This is a genomic window from Corynebacterium kroppenstedtii DSM 44385 (assembly GCF_000023145.1).
Lineage (GTDB): Bacteria > Actinomycetota > Actinomycetes > Mycobacteriales > Mycobacteriaceae > Corynebacterium > Corynebacterium kroppenstedtii.
In genome coordinates this window covers 1,724,229-1,742,704 of the sequence record NC_012704.1, presented here as the reverse complement: position 1 = coordinate 1,742,704, position 18,476 = coordinate 1,724,229, and the positions used below count along the sequence as shown (strand labels likewise).

The window sequence follows — 18,476 nt, the reverse complement described above, 5'->3', positions numbered from 1 at the left end:
ATCATGCGGAAAGAAGGCTTTCGTACTGGATGCTAAGTTTCTACGAATGCGTACGGTACATCCATGAAACGTCATGGCGTGGCCGAGTACATTTGTGGTCGAGCAGCAGTATTCAACCCCGGTGGCGAGTCGCGATGCGGGAGACATGTCGAGTGGCACAATTTTGGATGGTGCTGGAAGGACATGGTGGGAATAGAGTGGCATGTATCGTTTGCCAAACCCCCAATGAGTACGCTTATATCTTTATAGCTAAATTGGTCTAGTCAGATCTGAAGGGCTGTGGAGTCAGGGTTGCCCCGTGATTCACAGTTTCGTTTTATACGAAGGAGTTAACGTGCGAGAGCGTCAATCTGACGGAAGTCAGCCCATCAAAGGCGTGGGTAAATTTGCCGCGACGTCAGCTCGAACACACAGAAAATCTCATGCTGACGACGAAAGTGCTCCAGCAGTGGTCGCCGAAGATATCGCGCTGTCAGCTGCCGAAGGCCGAGTATTTGGGCATCTTAATCTCACCGTGCCCGGTAGCGGGTTGACTATTCTTTCCGGCCGCGGAGGATCAGGCCGAACATCACTAGCGTTGAGTATTTCTGGGCGGATGAAGTTGGATGCTGGTACGTTGACCGTGCTTGGGGAGCGAAAGCCTAACAAAATTAATAAAATGGTGGCAATTGCCGGGGTCGATGAGATCGATGGCCTGGATGGCGATGTTCGTCTCCGAACGGTGTTGACTGAGCATAAGAGTTGGTCACACCCATGGATAGTGTGGACGAAGCCCGCTGATCAGGAATACTATGAATCTTTGTGCGGGGATGTCTTCGGCGACCGAGCCTTACCGTCATTAGACTCTTATGTCGCTGAATTGACCAGCTTGGACAACATTTTGATCAGAATTTCTCTTGCGCTGGCTCCGGCAAATTCCGAAGAAATCGGACTATTGGTCATGGATGATCTCGAGCAAGTTCGAGAGTATGACTTGCGCCTTGTTCTCATTCATGTTCTCTCGAGATTAGCTCAACGAATGCCAGTGATCGTGAATACGGTCAATCCGATTCCAGATTCACTCATGCCAGATCACACGTTGATTGAACTCTTTAATACGGATAACGACAGCGTTGTTCCAATAGTTGAGGAGTTACCCCCGGGGGTTCTGCAAGACAGAAACACTGCCCGTTCCACTGATTCTGTATCCGTTAATCCATCCCCTGATACCCAGGACGATATAAATAATAACGAGACTGCCAGGTTTGATGCGGTAGCCGCTGGATCCGATGAGGAGACACTTTAATGATTTCTGGTTTGAATTTGGGCTCAGAGCTCCGCCGTTTTCGTCGTTCCAAATTGGGGCGTCTGGCAGTTGGTGCCATTATCTTTATTCCTCTTCTTTATTCCTGCCTTTATTTGTGGGCTTTTTGGAACCCTTTTGGGCACGTGGAGAAGCTTCCTGTTGCATTCGTTAACGACGATAAAGGTGCGAATGTTCAGGGAAAGGAGTTACGTGCAGGTGACCAGATTTCCGATAAGTTAAAAGACGATAAGCGCATTGACTTTGACTTTGTCAGTAATGATAAGGCCACGAAGGGGGTTGAAGACGGAGACTATTACTTTATGGTCCGTCTTACGCCGGACTTTTCTAAAGCAGTCGCATCCCCCAGTGGTACGAAAGCTGAGCAGGCCGTTATTCAAACTAACTACAACACGACTAACGGCTACCTGGCAACGCTGATCGGACAGAACACCATGCGTGAAATGGTGCCCGTGATTTCATCAACCCTTGGAGAACAGGTTGTAGGAAAAGTTTTGGTCAGTATGCAAGAAGCTGGTGCAGGGATTGGCCAGGCCGCTGACGCTGCTGACAAGTTGCAGGATGGATCTAATCAAGTTGGGGACAAACTGGGAGATCTTAAGGATGGAGCTGATCAACTAGATTCTGGTCTCGGCAACGCGCATGATGGCGCGAACCAATTAGCGTCAGGTGCAACAAAAGTGAATAGCGGGGCAAATGATCTTTCCCAAGGGGCATCGACGCTGCACGACAAGTTGGCCGAGGCTAGCACAGGCGTGAACACTCTTTCGGAAAAGATGGGTGAGGCCAAAGCAGGCTCAGATAAGATTCACGACGGCATTGGTCAGGTTGATCAAAAACTCGGTGAGGTTTCTGAGGGATCAGCTAAAGTTGCGGCGGGCGCAGACCAGATAAAGGCCCAGGTCCAGCAAAGTACTGCGCCGTTGGCAGGGATCGATGCAAAAATGGGGCAGCTCACTGGTGGCCTCGATCAGCTCGGTACCGTCGCAACGCAAGTCAACGGTGGCGTTCAGCAAATCAACGGTATCGCCCAGCAAGCGTCGAAGGCCCAAACTGGTCAGTCAGACAAAGTTAGGGCTATCGCTAGTCAGCTGCATAAATCGTCAGATCCTACAGCACAGAACGTTGCGAACCAGCTTGACGGGCTCGCGGTGCAAATTGACTCGCAGGGGTTAGGTAAGAATTCAGAAAACCTCGCCAAAGTTAACCAGCTTTCACAGGGGACGTCTGCGCTGGCTTATCAGCTTAACGATCCTTCTGCTGAGTTCCGTGGTGGGATTAACCAGCTTGCTAATGGTGCAGGACCAATTCAGAGTAAAATTAATGAGCTCAACACGGGGCTTGACCAGTTAAGTGAAGGCGCTAACACTGTGGCATCAGGGTCAAGTCAGCTGCGTAAGGAGGGCACAACACCCCTTGTTAACGCTTCGGGTCAGTTAAGTTCCGGTTTGGGACAGTTGGATTCTGGTGCCCAGACTCTTAAGGCAGGAATGCCCCAGGCTGTTCAAGGATCTGCGAAACTAGCCGATGGGGGTAAGCAACTGGCCGCTGGCACGAATCGGCTTAAAGATGGTGCTACTCAATTGTCAAGCGGCACTACCCGGCTTCAACAGGGAGCGCATAAGCTTTCCGATGGTGCCGGCAAGTTACAGGATGGCTCAGGTAAGATTTCCACCGGCTTGGGTGAATTGAAGGACAAGTTGGGCGATGGGGCTAAGAAGGTTCCCTCATGGACGACACCTCAGCGTGAGGCGTCAGCGCGCGTCATGTCTGATCCTGCAAAGTTGTCGGCAAAGGATTTTTCAGGGGATCAAGTCTTCGGTTCCGGCCTAGCTCCGTTCTTCTTCTCATTAGCAATGTTCATCGGTGGCCTCATTACATTCTTATTGCTCCGGCCACTTCAGAACCGGGCCGTAGCATCGGGTGTTGCCCCCTTGCGCGCGGCGCTTGATGGCCTATGGCCGGCCAGCATCATCGCTATCCTTCAAGCGACGATGATTATTGTGGTCACGCTAACTCTAGTGGGAATGGATGTGGCACACCCGTGGGCACTATGGATCTTCTCAATCGGCGTTTCCATTGTGTTCGCTGCTATTAACCAAATGTTGAACGTCGCATTGGGGCCTGGGCCCGGTAAGGTTGCAGCGATGGCGTTGCTGATGTTGCAGATTCTTTCGTCAAACGGGCTCTACCCTGTTGAGACGGAGCCTAAACTATTCCAGTGGCTACACCCAGTTAACCCCTGGACTTACTCAGTGAACGGGTTCCGCCAATTGATGTACGGCAACATTGATCAGCGTCTGCCTCAATCAATACTGGCGCTTATCATCATTGGTGCCATTTGTATTGGCATCACCGCGCTGTGTGCCTACCGTGACCGGAAGTGGACGGTGGAGCGGTTACACCCCGCGATCGATATTTAGTGTGCTGATGTCAGAGCGCCCCAGCTGTATAGCCGGGGCGCTCTTTTTAGGTTTGGTAGCTACTGCTTAGTTACTACTCGGTGTCATCAGTTGGGATGTAATACGGGCAACCAACAGGGGAGTAAGGCTCTAGTAGTCCGAGTCAGTCGTGAAGGAGGCGTTATCGACGGGCGTCTCGTCACTGTCTTCGACAGGCTCAAACGTCGAACGCAGGAGCTCAACAATCTCGGGAGCGATATCGGGACCTCCAAGGAGTTCGATGTTGTCTTGACTGAACGCGCCGGCTGCATCCAATTCTTCTTCGGTAGGCCGTAGCTGAAGCAAGGTAAGGTCGGGCCCGCCGTTAATCATCCCGCTAAATAGCCGAGCTTTGCGAGGACGTGAACCTGGCTCCGCGGCAATCGTGAACATAATTTCGTGGGCCAGGATCGCGCCAGCCACGGTTGGCGGCCAGGCGGTCCGGGCGACGTAATCGTGAAGCTCGTCTCCGGAGCCGATCTCCGGTAGGTCTTGGACAACGAGCGTTAAATTTTGTTCCTCCTCCTCATTAATGAGGTTTCCCGTTTCTCGGGCAATAATTGTCCCCGGAACTAAGCCAAACAATGTTGGGGGCTGATCCCACCCTTCGGCGTGAATAAAGTCAACAGCTTCACGCATTGCTCGTTCTAGGAGCTGCTGTGTGGTGGGTTGGTGCCGGGTGAAATGCGAAGTATGAGTTGAAGATCGCGTCCTATTGGGTGATGTAGCAGGCGTTGATGACGAGGAAAAAGGACTAAATTCGGACATACAGAAAGTATTCATGCCGCGCTGGTGGGCTCGCAAGAAACACGCTCGCGGGGCTCGGTTGCACGCGGAACTCCTAGGTTATCGACGCCGGCCCAGGTTCAAGTACAGTGAACAGCAATGACCCTCTGATTAGGAGAAGCGAAAAGGTGCCCAAGTCGGTTAAGCGAAAGGCTCCCCGCCGGTGGCCCGTTGTTGCGGTGATACTGGCCATTATCGTCATGCTGTTGCCTGTCGCAGTAGCTGTTTTTACTGATGTTGCATGGTTTAATTCCATGAACTTCGGCCGAGTGTATGTCACTGAACTCGTCACTCGGATCGTGCTGTTCGTCGTGGTTGGGCTGCTTGCCGCCGCGTCGATATGGGCAGCCGCGTGGGTAGCCATTAAGTATCGCCCTCTTGTTCCCGAAGACGCAGACCCCCACAGTCCGCTCGAGGCCTATCGGCAGGTTATTGTTCGATCCTCACGGGCTGTTCTGGTGGGTTTGCCGCTGGTCGTCGGGCTATTCGCCGGATTAGCTGCACAGTCCGAGTGGCGCATGATCTTGATGTTTATGCATCGTGAGAGCTTCGGCGAATCGGATCCGCAGTTCCACCACGACTACGGGTTCTATGCATTTAGCGTGCCGTTCTGGTCATGGCTGCTCTCGGTCCTGTTGACGCTGACGGTTGTGGCGTTCGTCGTTAACCTCGTCATGAACTGGCTGTTGGGGGCTATCCGGACGGGGGATCCCCGCGCCGGTAAGCGGGCGACGGTGATGAGCCAAGCTCGCGTGCAGATGGCGTCGATCGCCGGAATTTTCATGGTCGTGAAGGCCGTCGACTATTGGTTCGATCGCTATCGCTTGCTGTCTAAGGACCATTCGACATTCACGGGCGGCTCCTTCACCGACATCAATGCTGTGTTGCCCGCAAAGATTGTCTTGCTCGTCGTTTCTGTTGTAGTGGCCGCAGCGTTCTTCGCGGCAATTTTCCTCCGGGATCTCAGGATTCCCGCGATGGCAGCGGTGCTGATGGTGGCGTCGGCAGGAATTATTGGAGTCGCATGGCCCTTGGTGGTGGAGCAGTTCAATGTGTCCCCGAACCGTGCTGCTAAAGAACGCGACTACATTGAGCGGAATATTAAGTCGACGCGGTACAACTATGGCCTGACTGACGAGCACGTCACCTACGACCGCAATTGGGGTGCTGATGAGAAATCGAAGTCGGATCAAAACGAGTCGGTAGCGAATGATTCCGCAACCATTTCGAACATTCGGCTGCTGGACCCCGAAGCGATTTCGGCGACGTTTACTCAGCAGCAGCAGCTGAAGAATTTCTACGGGTTCCCCAGTGATCTGAGCATTGATCGTTATGAACACAACGGTGAGATGCAAGATTATGTGGTCGCTGCCCGTGAGCTTGATCCCAAATCGCTTTCCGGTAACCAGCAAGACTGGATAAACAAGCACACGGTGTACACGCACGGTAACGGTTTTATCGCTGCGCCGGCGAACAAAGTCGATGAGGTTGCCCGCGATGTCGGATCGTCCCGCGGCGGGTACCCAATTTATACCGTGGCTGACTTGCAGTCGAAGGACCGTACTAAGTCGGATGACCCGGATACGTTGAAGATCAAGGTTGATCAGCCGCGTATTTATTATGGCCCCCGTGTGGCTGATACTGATCAGGATTACGCCATTGTCGGCGACGACGGGTCTGGAAAACCGCGTGAGTACGACACTGACGGGTCGAATTACACCTATGAAGGTAAAGGTGGCGTCGGCATCGGAAATATCGTTTCCCGCGCCATGTATTCCCTGAAGTATCAGTCGATGAACCTGTTGCTCTCGGACGCGGTGGGCAAAAATTCCAAGATCGTGTACGACCGTGACCCTCGCGACCGCGTGCATAAGGTTGCCCCGTGGTTGACGACGGATTCACAGACGTACCCGGCGGTTATTGATGGCCGTATCAAGTGGATTGTCGACGGCTACACGTCCGTGAACAACTTGCCGTACTCGGAACACACTCAGATTTCGGGCGCGACGGAGGATTCTCTCAACCCTGATGGGACGGAGCAGAACACCGTCGGCAATAGTGTGAGTTACATCCGTAACTCTGTGAAGGCGACGGTGGATGCTTATGACGGGACAGTTGACCTCTATGCCTTTGATGAATCTGATCCGATTTTGAAGTCGTGGCGGCGCAGTTTCCCGGAGACGGTGAAGCCGAAGTCCGATATTTCTGACGAGTTGATGAAGCACCTCCGCTACCCGGAGGATCTGTTTAAGATTCAGCGTGAATTATTAACGCGGTATCACGTGTCGGACCCGGGCGTGTTCTTCACGAACGACTCGTTCTGGTCGGTTCCCCTGGACCCGACTGCTTCTGAGCAGGGGCTGAGGGATAAGAACCAGCCGCCCTACTACGTCGTCGCGTCGGATCCGAAGACCGGGGATCCCAGTTTCCAGCTGATTACGCCATTGCGCGGTTTGAAGCGCGAGTTCCTCTCTGCTCACATGGCGGTATCGTCGGACCCGAAGACATACGGGAAAATCACGGTTCGTGTCTTGCCGACGGATACTCAGACGCAGGGGCCGAAGCAGGCTCAGGACACGATGATGTCCTCGGATCAGATTTCTCGTGAGCGTACCTTGTTAGAGGGCTCCAGTACGTTGATCAACGGCAACTTGCTGACCTTGCCTGTGGGCGACGGCGGAATCCTTTACGTTGAGCCGGTGTATTCGAAGCGCAAGGAGCAGGAATCCGCGTTCCCGAAGTTGCTGCGTGTGCTCGTGTTCTACAACGGGCAAGTTGGGTACGCACCGACGATCGGTGAGGCGTTGAGCCAGGTCGGCATCGACCCGAAGGAAACAACGACGACGAAGGAAGTGGACGGATCCGATAAGGATAAGTCCGACCAGAATGATTCGGATTCCGATTCCGGATCCAACTCCGACGACAACTCTGGTGATAACAAGGACGACTCTGATAAGAACGACTCAAGTTCCACCGCCGTCAGCCCATCCAGCGATGATGTGAAAGAACTTGATGACGCTGTTCAGAGGGTCCGCGACGCGAAGAACAGTGGATCGTTTGAGGACTACGGTAAAGCCTTGGACGAGCTGCAAAAGGCCTTGGAGAAATACCAGAGTGACACTGGCTCCAGTGGGTCGACACAGCTGACAGATACCGAGGGGCCGAAGCTGTCGGGCAGTGGTTCATAGCCAGTGCGCAGGCGATTTCACATTTGTTCCTCGATGCGTTAAGTTATCTCTTGTCGCTTACGGAGACACCGTCTCCATGCGACTGTCGCGGGGTGGAGCAGCTCGGTAGCTCGCTGGGCTCATAACCCAGAGGTCGTTGGTTCGAATCCAGCCCCCGCTACCAACTTCCTTTTGAACCCCTAGTAGTGGAATTCCACCGCTAGGGGTTCAGTCGTGTTCGCGTTTCTTTACCCCAAAGAACCGTCACGGTAACTAAGCCCCGGATTCAGTGCTAATTTCGGCCTCTATCTTCCGTGAACGACATTCGGCGGCGATGATGTGGGGCATGTAGAGGGACGGCTTCAGACGTGGAATACACGGTGTGGCAGCAAACCTGTGGTAGTAGGCGGTGGTGTGGTGGCTCTAAGCCAAAAAATCGACCACGCTGCCACTGCGGCGGCGATACAAACACAATGGAAAACCAGTAAAGGTACCACCCGATGGCGGTGCATGGCCTGTGGAGCTTCAGTCAAGAAAAGCCGTCCAGATGTCACCAAAGCTGTCACATTCACTCAGTTCATCAAGCACTGCACCACCACAGTCTCGCCGGAAGCTTTAGCCAAACAAAGTGGTGTCAGTGCTTCAACAATGAAACGACGCTTTAGCTGGTGCTGGCTTGTTGACATTCCCGACCCCACGGCCGGTCATACCGGACTAATCTATGACCAAGTCTTCATCGACGGCACCTACACCAAAGCGGATGCGTAATTGTCGCCGCCATTTTGGACCACGTCATCGCCTGGCACTGGGGTTATGACACATCGCTACAACGATCCTTTACTGCGCAATAACATGACACCGTCATTTATTAACACGTTTGTTGCGCACTAGTATGACAATGTCATTACGCAGCGCTTTTGCAGGCACTTGACATAAAGCGTTGGGGAGGTCAGCGTGTTCGTGTTCTTCGGGCTCGTCGCTGTGATGGGCACCGAGTTCGTCCAGACTGGGGCCCCTGTCCTGGGAGGGCCTGCTGGTCGCGGTGGCGGTGGGCGCGATTTCGGCGTCGATAAACTCGGTGAACAAAATTCGCGACATCCCCACCGACGCCGAGGCTGGCAAACGCACCATCGCCGCCCGCCTAGGCGACGCGCGCGTTCGCGGCGTGTTCACAGCACTGACGTGCGTGCCTTTCGTAGTCAGCTCGGCGGGGCGGTCGAGCCGTAAGCGTAGCGCTTATGGCAAGGGCGAACCTTCCAGTGGCTCGGCGAGGTAGCGCTGCAGCGTCGGGCCGATAGTGGCGGCAACTTCGTCGCTGCTCAGCGCTGTAAAGGCAGGCAGGCGCAGGATGTGACGGGTTATGAGCGCCCCGGCGAGCTGACTGAGTACCAGCGTCGCGCGCAGCGTCACTTCGCCTTCTGGAAGCGGCGCCGCATGGGCGCGTCGCACCAACGCTTCGAGCTGCGGCACCAACTTCGTCGAGATCCCCGAGTTGGGATCGTGGGGCCCGGCTTCTGATTCGTCGAGGATGCTGCGCATAATCGCTAACATCACGTTGCCTTCTGGGCTGGACAGCGCCCGATCCACGTTCAGCGCAATTTTCTTTCCCAGCTGCTCGACTGGCCAGTGCGCGAACTCTTCGACGTGGTACAAGGTGCGCGCCCGCGCGGAAACGCAGGCCGCGAAGAGTTCTTTTTTGCTGCCGAAGTACTTGTGTAAGAGCGCTTGGTCAACCCCGGCCTCTCGCGCAATTGCCCGCACTGATGTGTTGGCAAATCCGCGCTGGCTAAACATTTCTACGGCGGTGTGCGCGATCCGTTCCTTTGTTTCCAGCGCTTTTGCCCCCAACGTGGTTGGTGTGTCCAAGTGTGTGCCCTCCTTACCTTGTGCGCCGTGGCATGGTCAGCGCCGCGATGACCAGCACTATAACGCTTAGCGCGAGCAGTCCCCAAAGGTTACTCCAGGAAGCGTCGGAAAGTTCGGGGTTGGCAACAATGTCTTTGACAACATCCACCGCCCAAGTCATGGGCAAGAGTTTTGCGACGCCCTCAAGCACCCCAGGCATGTGGGCAACAGGGACCAGCAATCCGCACAGGAAAATCTGCGGAGCGATAAACAGCGGGACAAACTGCACTGCCTGGAACTCGCTACGGGCAAACGCGCTCGCCAGGAGCCCAAACGCCACACCCACTATTGCGTTGAGCGCCGCAAGCAGTAACAGGTTGTGCCACTGCCCTTGGATGGGGACGTCGAAAACTTCGAGGAGCAGCCAGGTGAGTACTGACGCCTGGATGAGAGAAAAGAAGCTGAATACCAAAGCGTAGGAGCCGATGAGGTTCCATTTTTGCAACGGCGTGCACAGCACGCGCTCAAGTGTGCCGTTTTTGCGCTCGCGTAGCATCGCCACTGAGGTGACGATGAACATCAACACCATTGGCAAGATGGCGAGCATCACGGGCCCAATACTTGCGAAAATTTTCCTACTGCCGGGGTTGGCTGTTTGGTCGTCATACACGAAATACAGCAGGGTCAACAGGGCGGGCGGGACCACGACGAGCAGCGCAATGGTTGGCTTGTCCGAGCGCAACTGCATCATGATTCGTCGGAAGCTCGCTAACTGGTTTGCAGTAGTCTTCGTAGCCATCTCTAGACCTCGCCTTCCTTCCCGGCGAGCGCGATGAAGGCTTCCTCCGGGGTATTCGTGTGGGTAGTTGCTTGCAGTTCCGCGATCGTGTCGTGCGCTAGGAGTCGGCCTTCGCGCATGAACAGCACACTGTCGCAGCGCGCTGCTTCGTCGAGCACATGTGAGGAAATCAGCAGGGGGGTTCCGGCGTCGGCAAGCTCGCGAAAAAGCTGCCACAACTCCTGGCGGGTTAAAGGATCCAGCCCCACCGTTGGCTCGTCGAGGACCAAGAGCTGCGGCTGCACCACCAGCGCACAAGCTAGCGACACCCGGCCCGCCTGCCCGCCGGACAGTTGCTGGACTGGGCGGTCGCGGTGCGATGCCAGCCCGACACGCTGCAGTACTTCGGCAATGCGGGTATCTCGCTTCGCTCCGCGTAGCCCGTAGAGCCCTGCGAAGTAGCGCAGGTTTTCGTACACCGAAATATCCGGGTAGAGCGACAGTGCCTGCGAGGTGTAGCCGATTGCGGAGCGCAGCTTCCGGCTGCCGGCTGGCAGGCCGGCAATCGTGATGGTGCCGCCGCTGGTTTTCTGGACCCCGATGAGTGCTCGCATCAGTGTGGTCTTGCCGCAGCCGCTCGGCCCCAGCAAGCCCGTGATAGAGCCTTCTGGCAGGTCAAAGCTCACGTTGTGGATGACGGTGTGCGCTCGCGGCCATTTACCGCGGGCGACTGATAGGTTTGCGCAATGCACGAGTGCGTTGCCGGATTCAACATTATTCATCATATGATGAACCATAATTCAGCAGGTGATGAATCGTCAAGTCTCAGTGTTGCAGGTTTTAGAACCTGGGCTTTTCCACATCGATACCGCCGGGAGTGGATAGGCGGCACACTTCGATCAGTAAGCACGAACTGACAGCGGCTCCAGCGGTGCTGCAGACAGGTATGGGTTTGTGTATTAGTGAGGCGCTTGTGCTCACCCGTGGGGATGTGGCAGTTGCGCAGGACTCATTGGCGGTGACGGTGTAGGCGGAAACGTCCAAGACTCACCGAGGGTGCACGGTGCCTATGCTTGATGAACGGTGTAAGTGGTTCTGGTGAGAGCGAATTGAGACGATCGGTGCTGGCGATCCGCTCCTTCCAGCGCCAGGGGACACTCACTCGCATTGGCGGACGGACAACGCCGTTAAGGCGTGCGCGGCGCTCTATAAGGATATCGGCGTTCAACTTGAAGATGAGGCTGTTTATTCCATGAGATCACACGCTTGGCGCACGGTGCTGAATAACAGGGCAATCGCTCGTGGTGTCCCTGCCGAGATCCGCAGTGCGTTCTTCGGCCGCACCGAGGCTATGAACGCCCGAAATTACACTGATCTGACCGACGTTTCGGCCATGCAGTCGGCGCTTGAGGGTGGTGCACTAGATGGTGCACTAGGGGCATGATTCTGGATGGTTCTAAATGATCCGGAATGATCGAAAATGCCCCTAAACGGCATGGTCAGAATCGAATAACGCCTGTTAGGCTCGAATGTAATCCGATAACCCAGAGGTCGATGGTTCGAATCCGTCCCCCGCTACAAATCAAACCCTCTATCGGCAGTTGATGCCGGTAGAGGGTTTTGGCGTTTGAGCCGCACCGCCGTTACCCACGGCTTAGCGCAAGGCTTTCGATATGAATCTGCCGGTCACAGCAGGTGCGAAGAAGCTCGGGGCTATGGCTGATGATCAGAATTCCAGTTCCGCCTTCGCGCGCCCAGGACGTCAGCATGGTCATGGTGTGCGCAGCTGTTCCCGGGTCCAGCATGGCAGTGACCTCATCGCAGACGACAAAGTCCGGTTCGCTTGCCAACACACGTGCCAATATCGCCCGCTGGAGTTGCCCGTCCGAAACTTGCGAGGGGCGACGATCAAGCAGATCCGGTGTTAGTTGGACCTCCGTCGCTGCTTCTTCGGCCGTCATTCCGTGGCTGGTTTCTTCAATAATGTGGCGGAAGTTGAACCGGGGGTTGCATGCCTTCCGCGGCGACTGAAAGAACATGTTGATCTTTCCACGCGCCTGCCTGCGGCCCCCGATAACGGACGTAATATTCCGAATTTCCTCCCCGCCACATGTCACGGTTTCCTCGTCAGCATTAAGCAGCCCACACATAATCCTGGCCAGCGTCGTCTTACCAGATCCTGACGGTCCGGCGAGACCCACAATTTCTCCCGAGTGGATAGAAATATCCAGGTGGTCCAGAACGGGGCTCGACGTCTTCTTGTCGCTAAAGCTCTTCGTAATCTTCGAGCCTTCCCAGACCTGGGGATGAGTTTTTCTTTCCGACGCTAACTCTGCCGGCGAGCTTTCGTGCGAAGCATCGGAAATCTGCTCCGCTTCTTCCACGCGTGATTCAAAGGTGACAGAATCGTCCAGGTCGACCAACGAGGGAGGGAAGCCGGGGATCGGTACCATGCCACCGGAGGGAAGTGCAGCAAGCAGAGCCCGAGTGTACGGGTCATGGGGGTGTTCCAGGACCGCCGACGCTGCACCTTGTTCAACAAAAATGGGAGGCATACATCACGCTTAACCGATCGGCGATCCCAGCGTCCCGCAGTTCCGTCACATCGTGCGTGATCAAGAGGACCGCGCGGTCAGCGTGGGCAATATCTCGCAAAAGCGAGAACAGGGAGGATTTCAATTCGGGGTCCAAGGAGGCCGTGGGCTCGTCGGCAATCACGACTTCGGGATCGCCGGCAAGGGCGAAGGCGACGGCTACTCGTTGGGCCATTCCGCCAGGCAATTCGTGGGGGTAAAGGTTCGCCACGTGGTTCGGCAGGTGGACCTGATCCAGCAGCGTCTCGATTTTCTGGGGCGCGTCCGCAGACGGGGTGAGCTCGGTGATCGTCTCGATAAGATGGCTACCGACGGTTCGGACCGGGGTGAGAAAAGTGGCCGCGGACTGCGGGATCCGGCCGACGTGCTGGCCGGCGAGGGGGCTCGGTTTGTCGCGCCAATCGCCGTGCTTGGCGCGGTGGTAGGCAACCATGTCTTGGGACCAGCCCGGAGAAGGCGACGATTCTTGAACGATGACCGTGCCTTCCACGTGGGCAGAGCGCCGTGCCGACGACGGTGTTCGCGATGATGGACTTACCGCATCCGGATTCCCCGATCACCGCATGGACTTCACCTGGGCATACGGTAAGGGAAATGTCAGTGTTTGCATGAACCCAGCCACGGTCCGCATGGCCGCGACTGCGGAACCGCCCACGGTGGCCGGGTGCGGGGATCCTAAGGCTCAGATTCTGGATGTCGATGGAGGGAATACGCCCTTCATCAGGGGGCAAGACGTTCACCAGGGGCGAGGCTTTCATTCGGAGTGAGAGGCATCAGCTAGATCCTCCCTTCGCCCATAGTCATTAACAACGGAAACTAGCGAGTGCCCCACATGCGACACTGCTAAGCAAAACACGACAAGGAACAATGCTGGGAACACCAGGATCCACCAGCTGCCCAGGAGCACCCCGCCCTGAGCACCGCGAAGGAGGGTACCGAGCGCTGCCCTGTGCGCGGGAAGCCCGACATCCAGGAACGACAAGGTTGATTCATGCCAAATCGCGTGCGGAACCAGCAAAACAAGGCCGACGACGGACTGGCTGAGCACGCCGGGCACAAGATGGTGCCCGATTACCCACCGATGGCCGCGTCCGCCGAGGTAGGCGGCCTGGATGTAATCCGAGTGCCTCATGGTGAGCACCTGCGCTCGGGTGATACGGGCGATGGGAATCCAGTGGGTGGCAACGAGGGCCAGCACGATCGCGGTGGCTGATCCTTTGAAAAGGGAGACCACGACGAGGACGAGGATGAGGTGCGGGAGCGCGTTCATTCCATCAACAAAACGCATGGTCAGGCGGTCAAGGAATCCATCGGCGAGGGCAGCGGTCACTTCGATCAGGGTTCCAATAATCGCTGAGAATATGGCCGTGATCACCGCGATGATCAGCGAAATCCTCAGTGCCTGTGCGGTGCGGACAAATAGATCATGCCCGCCCGAATCCGTACCAAACCAGTAGTCCGAGCTCGGGGGACTGTACGCATTCGCGAAGTTAACCGTCGTTTGATCCTCTGGCAGGACAATGGGCACGATGATCGCATAGACAACGATCACCACAATGGTGATCACTGAAATCCAGGCAAGTGATAACCCCGACGACCGAGGCGTAAATAGGTGCTTAAACATTGGCATCGACCCTCGGATCTGTGAGGACGACGCAGGCGTCGGCAAGCATGTTTCCGATCAGCACGGCGATGGTGATGAGGAGGGTGAGCGTCGATAACAACATGAAATCGAGGGATTCTGCGGAATCGACCATCGCTTACCCGAGGCCCGGCCAGCCGAAGATCGATTCGATGATGGTTGAGCCCACGATGACTTCGGGGAGACGTGATCCGATGAGCGCAAAATAGGAGGGTAACGACAGCGGAACGATGTGGTGCAACATCACCGTGCGGTGGCTCAGCCAGCGGATACGGGTACCGGTGATTGCTTCCGACTGAATTGCCTCGCGGACTGAGGCCCGGAGGCTCAACAGGAACCAGGGAAGCTGGCTAATCCCCAGGATGAGGGCGGGGAGAGTGACATGGCGGAGCGTGCTCGCCACCGTCACCGGTTGCCCGGGATCTGTGAGCCCGCCGGCGGGGGCTATGGGGATCCACAGGCAGAAGAACAACAGAGCAATAAGTGTAAGCACAAAGGACGGGAGAGACTGCAGCAGAGTCGCAATAAAACCGACGAAACGGTCGACGATGCCATCTTCACGAAGGCCCGCCATGATGCCGAGCACGAATGAGACGACCAAGGTTAGGACCAGGGCCAGCGACCTTAGAAGGATCGACCACCCTAGCCGCTGCGCGAGGACGTCGGCTACCGGCATGCGATAGAACCGTGATGTTCCCAGCTCACCTGTGCAGACACTGGTCACCCATGACCACCAGGAGGCGTACCAGGGGCCTCCAATATGGAGGGTTCGGACCAGATCCTCACGTTGTTCGTCGGTTAAAGCTCCGGCGTTGCCGTGGGTATAGGCTTCGCGCGGGTCGAAGGGGCTGAGCGACGCCAAGAAGAACATCGCGGCCGTGACTGCCAACGCGAGAAGCGGCAGGGAGCAGAGCCGGCGGAGCATAAGGATCCCGATGTCACGCCGGCGGCTGTGGCTAGACGCCGAGATCGATCGTCGACGATGGCGATCGATCGGGTTATCTGTAGGCCTGTGGCCTGGGAAAATTCGGCGCAGTCTCAGTGTAGACACGGTTTAGTTGTGCCATTCCTCAATGTTGTACCAAGGCCCGAACAAGGAGCCGTGGGAATGTGGTTCGACAATCTGGTCGCCAGTTTTCATACCGTGGTTATTGAGCACGTAGGAGTGAGCACCGTACGTGAGCGCCAGCATGGCAGGCTTCTTCCGATACCCCTGCTGGACTTTCTTGTATAGCTTGTTGCGCTTGTCCTTGTCGGATTCGGCTCGCGCCTGGTCCAGCAGCTTGTCGATTTCTGGATTGACGTAGTCCGACGCATTATCCCATTTCGCGCCGACGCCGTCGGCCGCATACTTCGAGTGCAGAATGTGATAGATCTGCCCGTCGATGGTGTAAGGCTCACCGCCGCCACCCAGCATGACCGGCGTGGAGTTGTACACCTCTTCGGTCACCGCGCTGGAGTCTTTGGCCACCGGGTTGATGTGAATGACAATAGCCTTCAGGTCCGAGGCTGCGGCGGGGGTTAAATCCTTTCGGGCGGCATCGCGGTTAGGGAAGTAGATAACATCCATTTCTGCTCGCTGGCCGTCCTTGACTCTGATGCCGTCGGATCCTTTAACCCAGCCCGCGTCGTCGAGAATTTTCTCCGCTTTCTTTGTGTCGTGGGGGATCTCCGCGTCCTTGTGGTAGGCATCGCCTTAGGAATCCGTGATGAAGGTACTGGTTGGGGTTCCGTGACCTGCATAAATGTCGTCAATCATCTTTTGCCGATCGACGCCGAGGTTCACGGCCATGCGGATCGCGTCATCACCCGCGACGGGGTGAGCGGCGGGCAGGGAGATGCCTCGCCAATCCAGGGATTCGATGTGTTCCGCGGAGATGTTTTTTGCCTTGGCGACGGTGTTGGCCAGCTTGGCTTCGAGCATGGTGCCGTCGCCTTCGCCGACGCGCATCTGCTGTGCCCGAGTGTTGTCGTCAGTGTTGTGCCGGATGACGATCTTCTTGGTCTCGGGGGCGTCGCTCCAGTAGCCGTCGCGAGCCTCGAGAATCGCTTCATCTGGACGTAGCGATGTGACCTTATATGGCCCCGTGCCAATGGATCTGAGTTAATCTTCATGTCTTCTGCCTTCACCGGGTTGGTGAAGGCAGAAGACTTCAGAAGGTGCGATCGCTCGGTAGATGCGACGGTCGAACTCGGAATCAGGGTGCTTGAGGTGGAACTTGACTGCGTGGTCGCCGTTCGGTGTGACGTCGTCGATTGATTCAACTGCCGTGGTCTCTGTGGAGGCGAAGCGCGGATCAATGATCGCTTTATAAGTGGCGACGACATCCTCCGGCCCGAAGGACGATCCGTCGGAGAAAGAAATGTCTTTCTTTAATGGGACGGTCCATTCTGTGGAGTCATCGTTGGATGTGGCTTCACCATCGGCGAGCACTGCCTTCGGCTTGGAGTTTTTACCTGGTGAAACACGGTAGAGTGACTCGTAGATGTGGGACTCTCCGTTTCGCCCGTGGCCAAGGAGCGGGTTGTAGTTGCCCAGCTCCATGTTTTCAAGAACGACGAATTGCTTGGTGGCGTTGTCTCACCTTCCGCCGTCTCCGCCGGTGGATGGTGTTGAGCATGCTGAAAGGGCTAGGGACATGGATGCCACAGCGGTGAACGCGGTGGTGATGTAACGGCTTCGCGACTTCTTCAGGGGAGCCGAAGGCTGGGCGAGGAGTGAGTTCGGGACACGGTACGTCTTTTGCAAGGGAGAAAATGGAAATGAAAAGTGATGTGGGTTAGAGCATGCTAAGGAAGTCTCGCCTGGTCAAACGACGCCCGCCGCATACGGGGGTGAAAACCGAGTTCGTTAAAAGATTGGTTTAGGAAGAAAAGCCCGAATGGGGATTCTTGCAGGTTATTGTGGACGGCCAATCGCTCAGCATGGAAACGTTATTGACTCGCACTTTATGCATGGAAAAGGGCGACTCATGACCTGCGGGGCAGAGTGCGTTGTTTAACCCGCATTCCGCGTAGGTCGTGGTCGCCCTGAATGGAGAATCCTGCGCTATTTATTCGCGATCTATTGATCGTCGCGTAAGTTGTTTCCCGCGGTTTCTCCACCGTCTAAGACGAAGGATCCGCCGGAGGCGAACGTGGATTCGTCGGAGGCTAAGTACACGATGAGCTGGGAGATTTCGGTTGGCTCGGCAGCTCGGTCGAGCGGAATCTGGCCGAATCCGCGCTTGAGGTTCGCCGTCAATGGGGTGTTCACGCTGCCGGGGTGGACGGAATTGACGCGGATGCCGTATTTGCCCAGATCCAGAGCCGAGGTCTTGGTCAGCCCCTGAACACCCCACTTGGCGGCGGCATAGGCCGCACGGTGTTTAAAACCGACGAGCCCCGCGATGGAAGAAATGTTGATGATCGAGGACGTCTCCCTCTTCTTGAGCTCCGGAACAGCAGCCTTCATGCCGTAGAACGTTCCGGTGAGGTCAATGGCCAGGGTCAGATCCCAGTCCTTCAGCGAAGCCTCTTCCACATCACCTGCGGTGAAAACTCCGGCGTTATTGACCAGAACATCCAGGTGCCCGAAGGCCTCTACGGTTTCTTTTACTGCCTCGGTCCAGTTATCGAAATCGGTGACATCGAGGTGGACAAAAACGGCGGTGCCTTCGCCGTACTTCTCGTTGAGATCCTTGGCGAGCTCGGTGCCCTTGTCATCTGCGATATCTGCCAGGGCAACCTTGGCTCCCTGCGAAGCCAGTACCCGGGCGTGGGATTCACCCATGCCCGAGGCAGCTCCAGTGATCAGTGTGACTTTGTCGTGAACGCGTCCTTGTTGGGTATCCATACCCTTACCGTAGGCTCAATCCCACATGATGGACATAGCAACTATCCGGTTGTCGCCCCCGAAAGTAGTGGACATTGGGGGTCGA

The 18,476-nt window shown here is 56.1% G+C and carries 17 protein-coding genes, 1 tRNA gene and 3 pseudogenes; 8 read left to right on the top strand and 13 right to left on the bottom strand.

Annotated elements, in window-relative coordinates; all coding sequences use genetic code 11:
- Positions 1-334 precede the first annotated feature (334 nt).
- Together CKROP_RS07285 and CKROP_RS07280 are read left to right on the top strand one after the other, a co-directional pair.
- Positions 335-1,285, top strand: a complete 951-nt coding sequence (locus CKROP_RS07285) for an ATP-binding cassette domain-containing protein (protein WP_012732085.1) — start codon at positions 335-337, stop codon at positions 1,283-1,285.
- Complete coding sequence (locus tag CKROP_RS07280; RefSeq protein WP_012732084.1) at positions 1,285-3,726, top strand: YhgE/Pip domain-containing protein; 2,442 nt, start codon at positions 1,285-1,287, stop codon at positions 3,724-3,726. The genes CKROP_RS07285 and CKROP_RS07280 overlap by 1 nt, the downstream gene beginning before the upstream one ends.
- Before the next feature lie 129 nt (positions 3,727-3,855).
- Here CKROP_RS07280 and CKROP_RS07275 read toward each other — a convergent pair whose 3' ends face one another.
- Positions 3,856-4,383 carry a PPA1309 family protein gene (locus CKROP_RS07275; protein WP_052292394.1) on the bottom strand — a complete coding sequence of 176 codons (528 nt, stop codon included), beginning with the start codon at positions 4,381-4,383 and terminating at the stop codon, positions 3,856-3,858.
- Positions 4,384-4,658: 275 nt separating this feature from the next.
- On the opposite strand from CKROP_RS07275, the gene CKROP_RS07270 reads away from it, so the two are divergent.
- The 4 genes and pseudogenes from CKROP_RS07270 to CKROP_RS11150 all read left to right on the top strand — a co-directional run.
- Positions 4,659-7,718, top strand: a complete 3,060-nt coding sequence (locus tag CKROP_RS07270; RefSeq protein ID WP_012732082.1) for a UPF0182 family protein — start codon at positions 4,659-4,661, stop codon at positions 7,716-7,718.
- Positions 7,719-7,804: 86 nt separating this feature from the next.
- Positions 7,805-7,881, top strand: a tRNA-Met gene (locus tag CKROP_RS07265).
- Between the two features lie 196 nt (positions 7,882-8,077).
- Positions 8,078-8,506 (top strand): annotated as a pseudogene (locus CKROP_RS07260) (hypothetical protein); the annotation flags it as partial.
- Positions 8,507-8,636: 130 nt separating this feature from the next.
- Positions 8,637-8,901: pseudogene (locus CKROP_RS11150) on the top strand (UbiA family prenyltransferase); the annotation flags it as partial.
- A gap of 32 nt (positions 8,902-8,933) precedes the next feature.
- Here CKROP_RS11150 and CKROP_RS07250 read toward each other — a convergent pair.
- From CKROP_RS07250 to CKROP_RS07240, 3 genes are read right to left on the bottom strand one after another with little or no spacing between them, the layout of a single operon-like run.
- Positions 8,934-9,563, bottom strand: a complete 630-nt coding sequence (locus tag CKROP_RS07250; protein WP_012732080.1) for a TetR/AcrR family transcriptional regulator — start codon at positions 9,561-9,563, stop codon at positions 8,934-8,936.
- A gap of 13 nt (positions 9,564-9,576) precedes the next feature.
- Positions 9,577-10,341 (bottom strand): ABC transporter permease, encoded by a 765-nt coding sequence (locus tag CKROP_RS07245; RefSeq protein ID WP_012732079.1) that lies wholly within the window; start codon positions 10,339-10,341, stop codon positions 9,577-9,579.
- Between the two features lie 2 nt (positions 10,342-10,343).
- The gene (locus tag CKROP_RS07240) at positions 10,344-11,105 is read right to left on the bottom strand and encodes an ABC transporter ATP-binding protein (RefSeq protein ID WP_338078386.1); all 762 of its coding nucleotides are present in this window, start codon (positions 11,103-11,105) and stop codon (positions 10,344-10,346) included.
- Between the two features lie 467 nt (positions 11,106-11,572).
- On the opposite strand from CKROP_RS07240, the gene CKROP_RS11720 reads away from it, so the two are divergent.
- Positions 11,573-11,764, top strand: a complete 192-nt coding sequence (locus CKROP_RS11720; protein WP_012732077.1) for a hypothetical protein — start codon at positions 11,573-11,575, stop codon at positions 11,762-11,764.
- 199 nt (positions 11,765-11,963) lie between these two features.
- Here CKROP_RS11720 and CKROP_RS07230 read toward each other — a convergent pair whose 3' ends face one another.
- From CKROP_RS07230 to CKROP_RS11825, 3 genes are read right to left on the bottom strand one after another with little or no spacing between them, the layout of a single operon-like run.
- A complete protein-coding gene (locus CKROP_RS07230; protein WP_052292393.1) occupies positions 11,964-12,875 on the bottom strand; it encodes an ABC transporter ATP-binding protein in 912 nt (303 codons plus the stop codon).
- The gene (locus tag CKROP_RS11830; protein ID WP_420838953.1) at positions 12,856-13,269 is read right to left on the bottom strand and encodes an ATP-binding cassette domain-containing protein; all 414 of its coding nucleotides are present in this window, start codon (positions 13,267-13,269) and stop codon (positions 12,856-12,858) included. The genes CKROP_RS07230 and CKROP_RS11830 overlap by 20 nt, the downstream gene beginning before the upstream one ends.
- Positions 13,220-13,474, bottom strand: a complete 255-nt coding sequence (locus CKROP_RS11825; protein ID WP_272867027.1) for a hypothetical protein — start codon at positions 13,472-13,474, stop codon at positions 13,220-13,222. Before CKROP_RS11825 ends, CKROP_RS11830 begins: the two co-directional genes overlap by 50 nt.
- Between CKROP_RS11825 and CKROP_RS11820 the strand changes: the two genes are divergently transcribed.
- A complete protein-coding gene (locus CKROP_RS11820) occupies positions 13,388-13,681 on the top strand; it encodes a hypothetical protein (RefSeq protein WP_041628873.1) in 294 nt (97 codons plus the stop codon). The two genes, CKROP_RS11825 and CKROP_RS11820, sit on opposite strands and share 87 nt — an antisense overlap.
- Here the strand turns inward: CKROP_RS11820 and CKROP_RS07215 are convergent.
- The 6 genes and pseudogenes from CKROP_RS07215 to chcB1 form a co-directional block, all read right to left on the bottom strand.
- Positions 13,669-14,538, bottom strand: coding sequence for an ABC transporter permease (locus tag CKROP_RS07215; protein ID WP_012732074.1), 870 nt, complete (start codon positions 14,536-14,538; stop codon positions 13,669-13,671). The two genes, CKROP_RS11820 and CKROP_RS07215, sit on opposite strands and share 13 nt — an antisense overlap.
- Positions 14,531-14,671: a hypothetical protein gene (locus CKROP_RS11475; RefSeq protein WP_012732073.1), complete on the bottom strand. Its 141-nt coding sequence runs from the start codon at positions 14,669-14,671 to the stop codon at positions 14,531-14,533. Before CKROP_RS11475 ends, CKROP_RS07215 begins: the two co-directional genes overlap by 8 nt.
- A 3-nt stretch (positions 14,672-14,674) precedes the next feature.
- A complete protein-coding gene (locus CKROP_RS07210; protein WP_148209663.1) occupies positions 14,675-15,607 on the bottom strand; it encodes an ABC transporter permease in 933 nt (310 codons plus the stop codon).
- 3 nt (positions 15,608-15,610) lie between these two features.
- Positions 15,611-16,126 carry a periplasmic substrate-binding domain-containing protein gene (locus CKROP_RS10755; RefSeq protein WP_052292391.1) on the bottom strand — a complete coding sequence of 172 codons (516 nt, stop codon included), beginning with the start codon at positions 16,124-16,126 and terminating at the stop codon, positions 15,611-15,613.
- Between the two features lie 126 nt (positions 16,127-16,252).
- Positions 16,253-17,101, bottom strand: a pseudogene (locus CKROP_RS11710) (ABC transporter substrate-binding protein).
- 519 nt (positions 17,102-17,620) lie between these two features.
- Entirely contained in the window at positions 17,621-18,391 is a 771-nt protein-coding gene (chcB1, locus tag CKROP_RS07200; RefSeq protein WP_012732071.1) for a trans-4-hydroxycyclohexanecarboxylate dehydrogenase, read from the bottom strand.
- Positions 18,392-18,476: the final 85 nt, after the last annotated feature.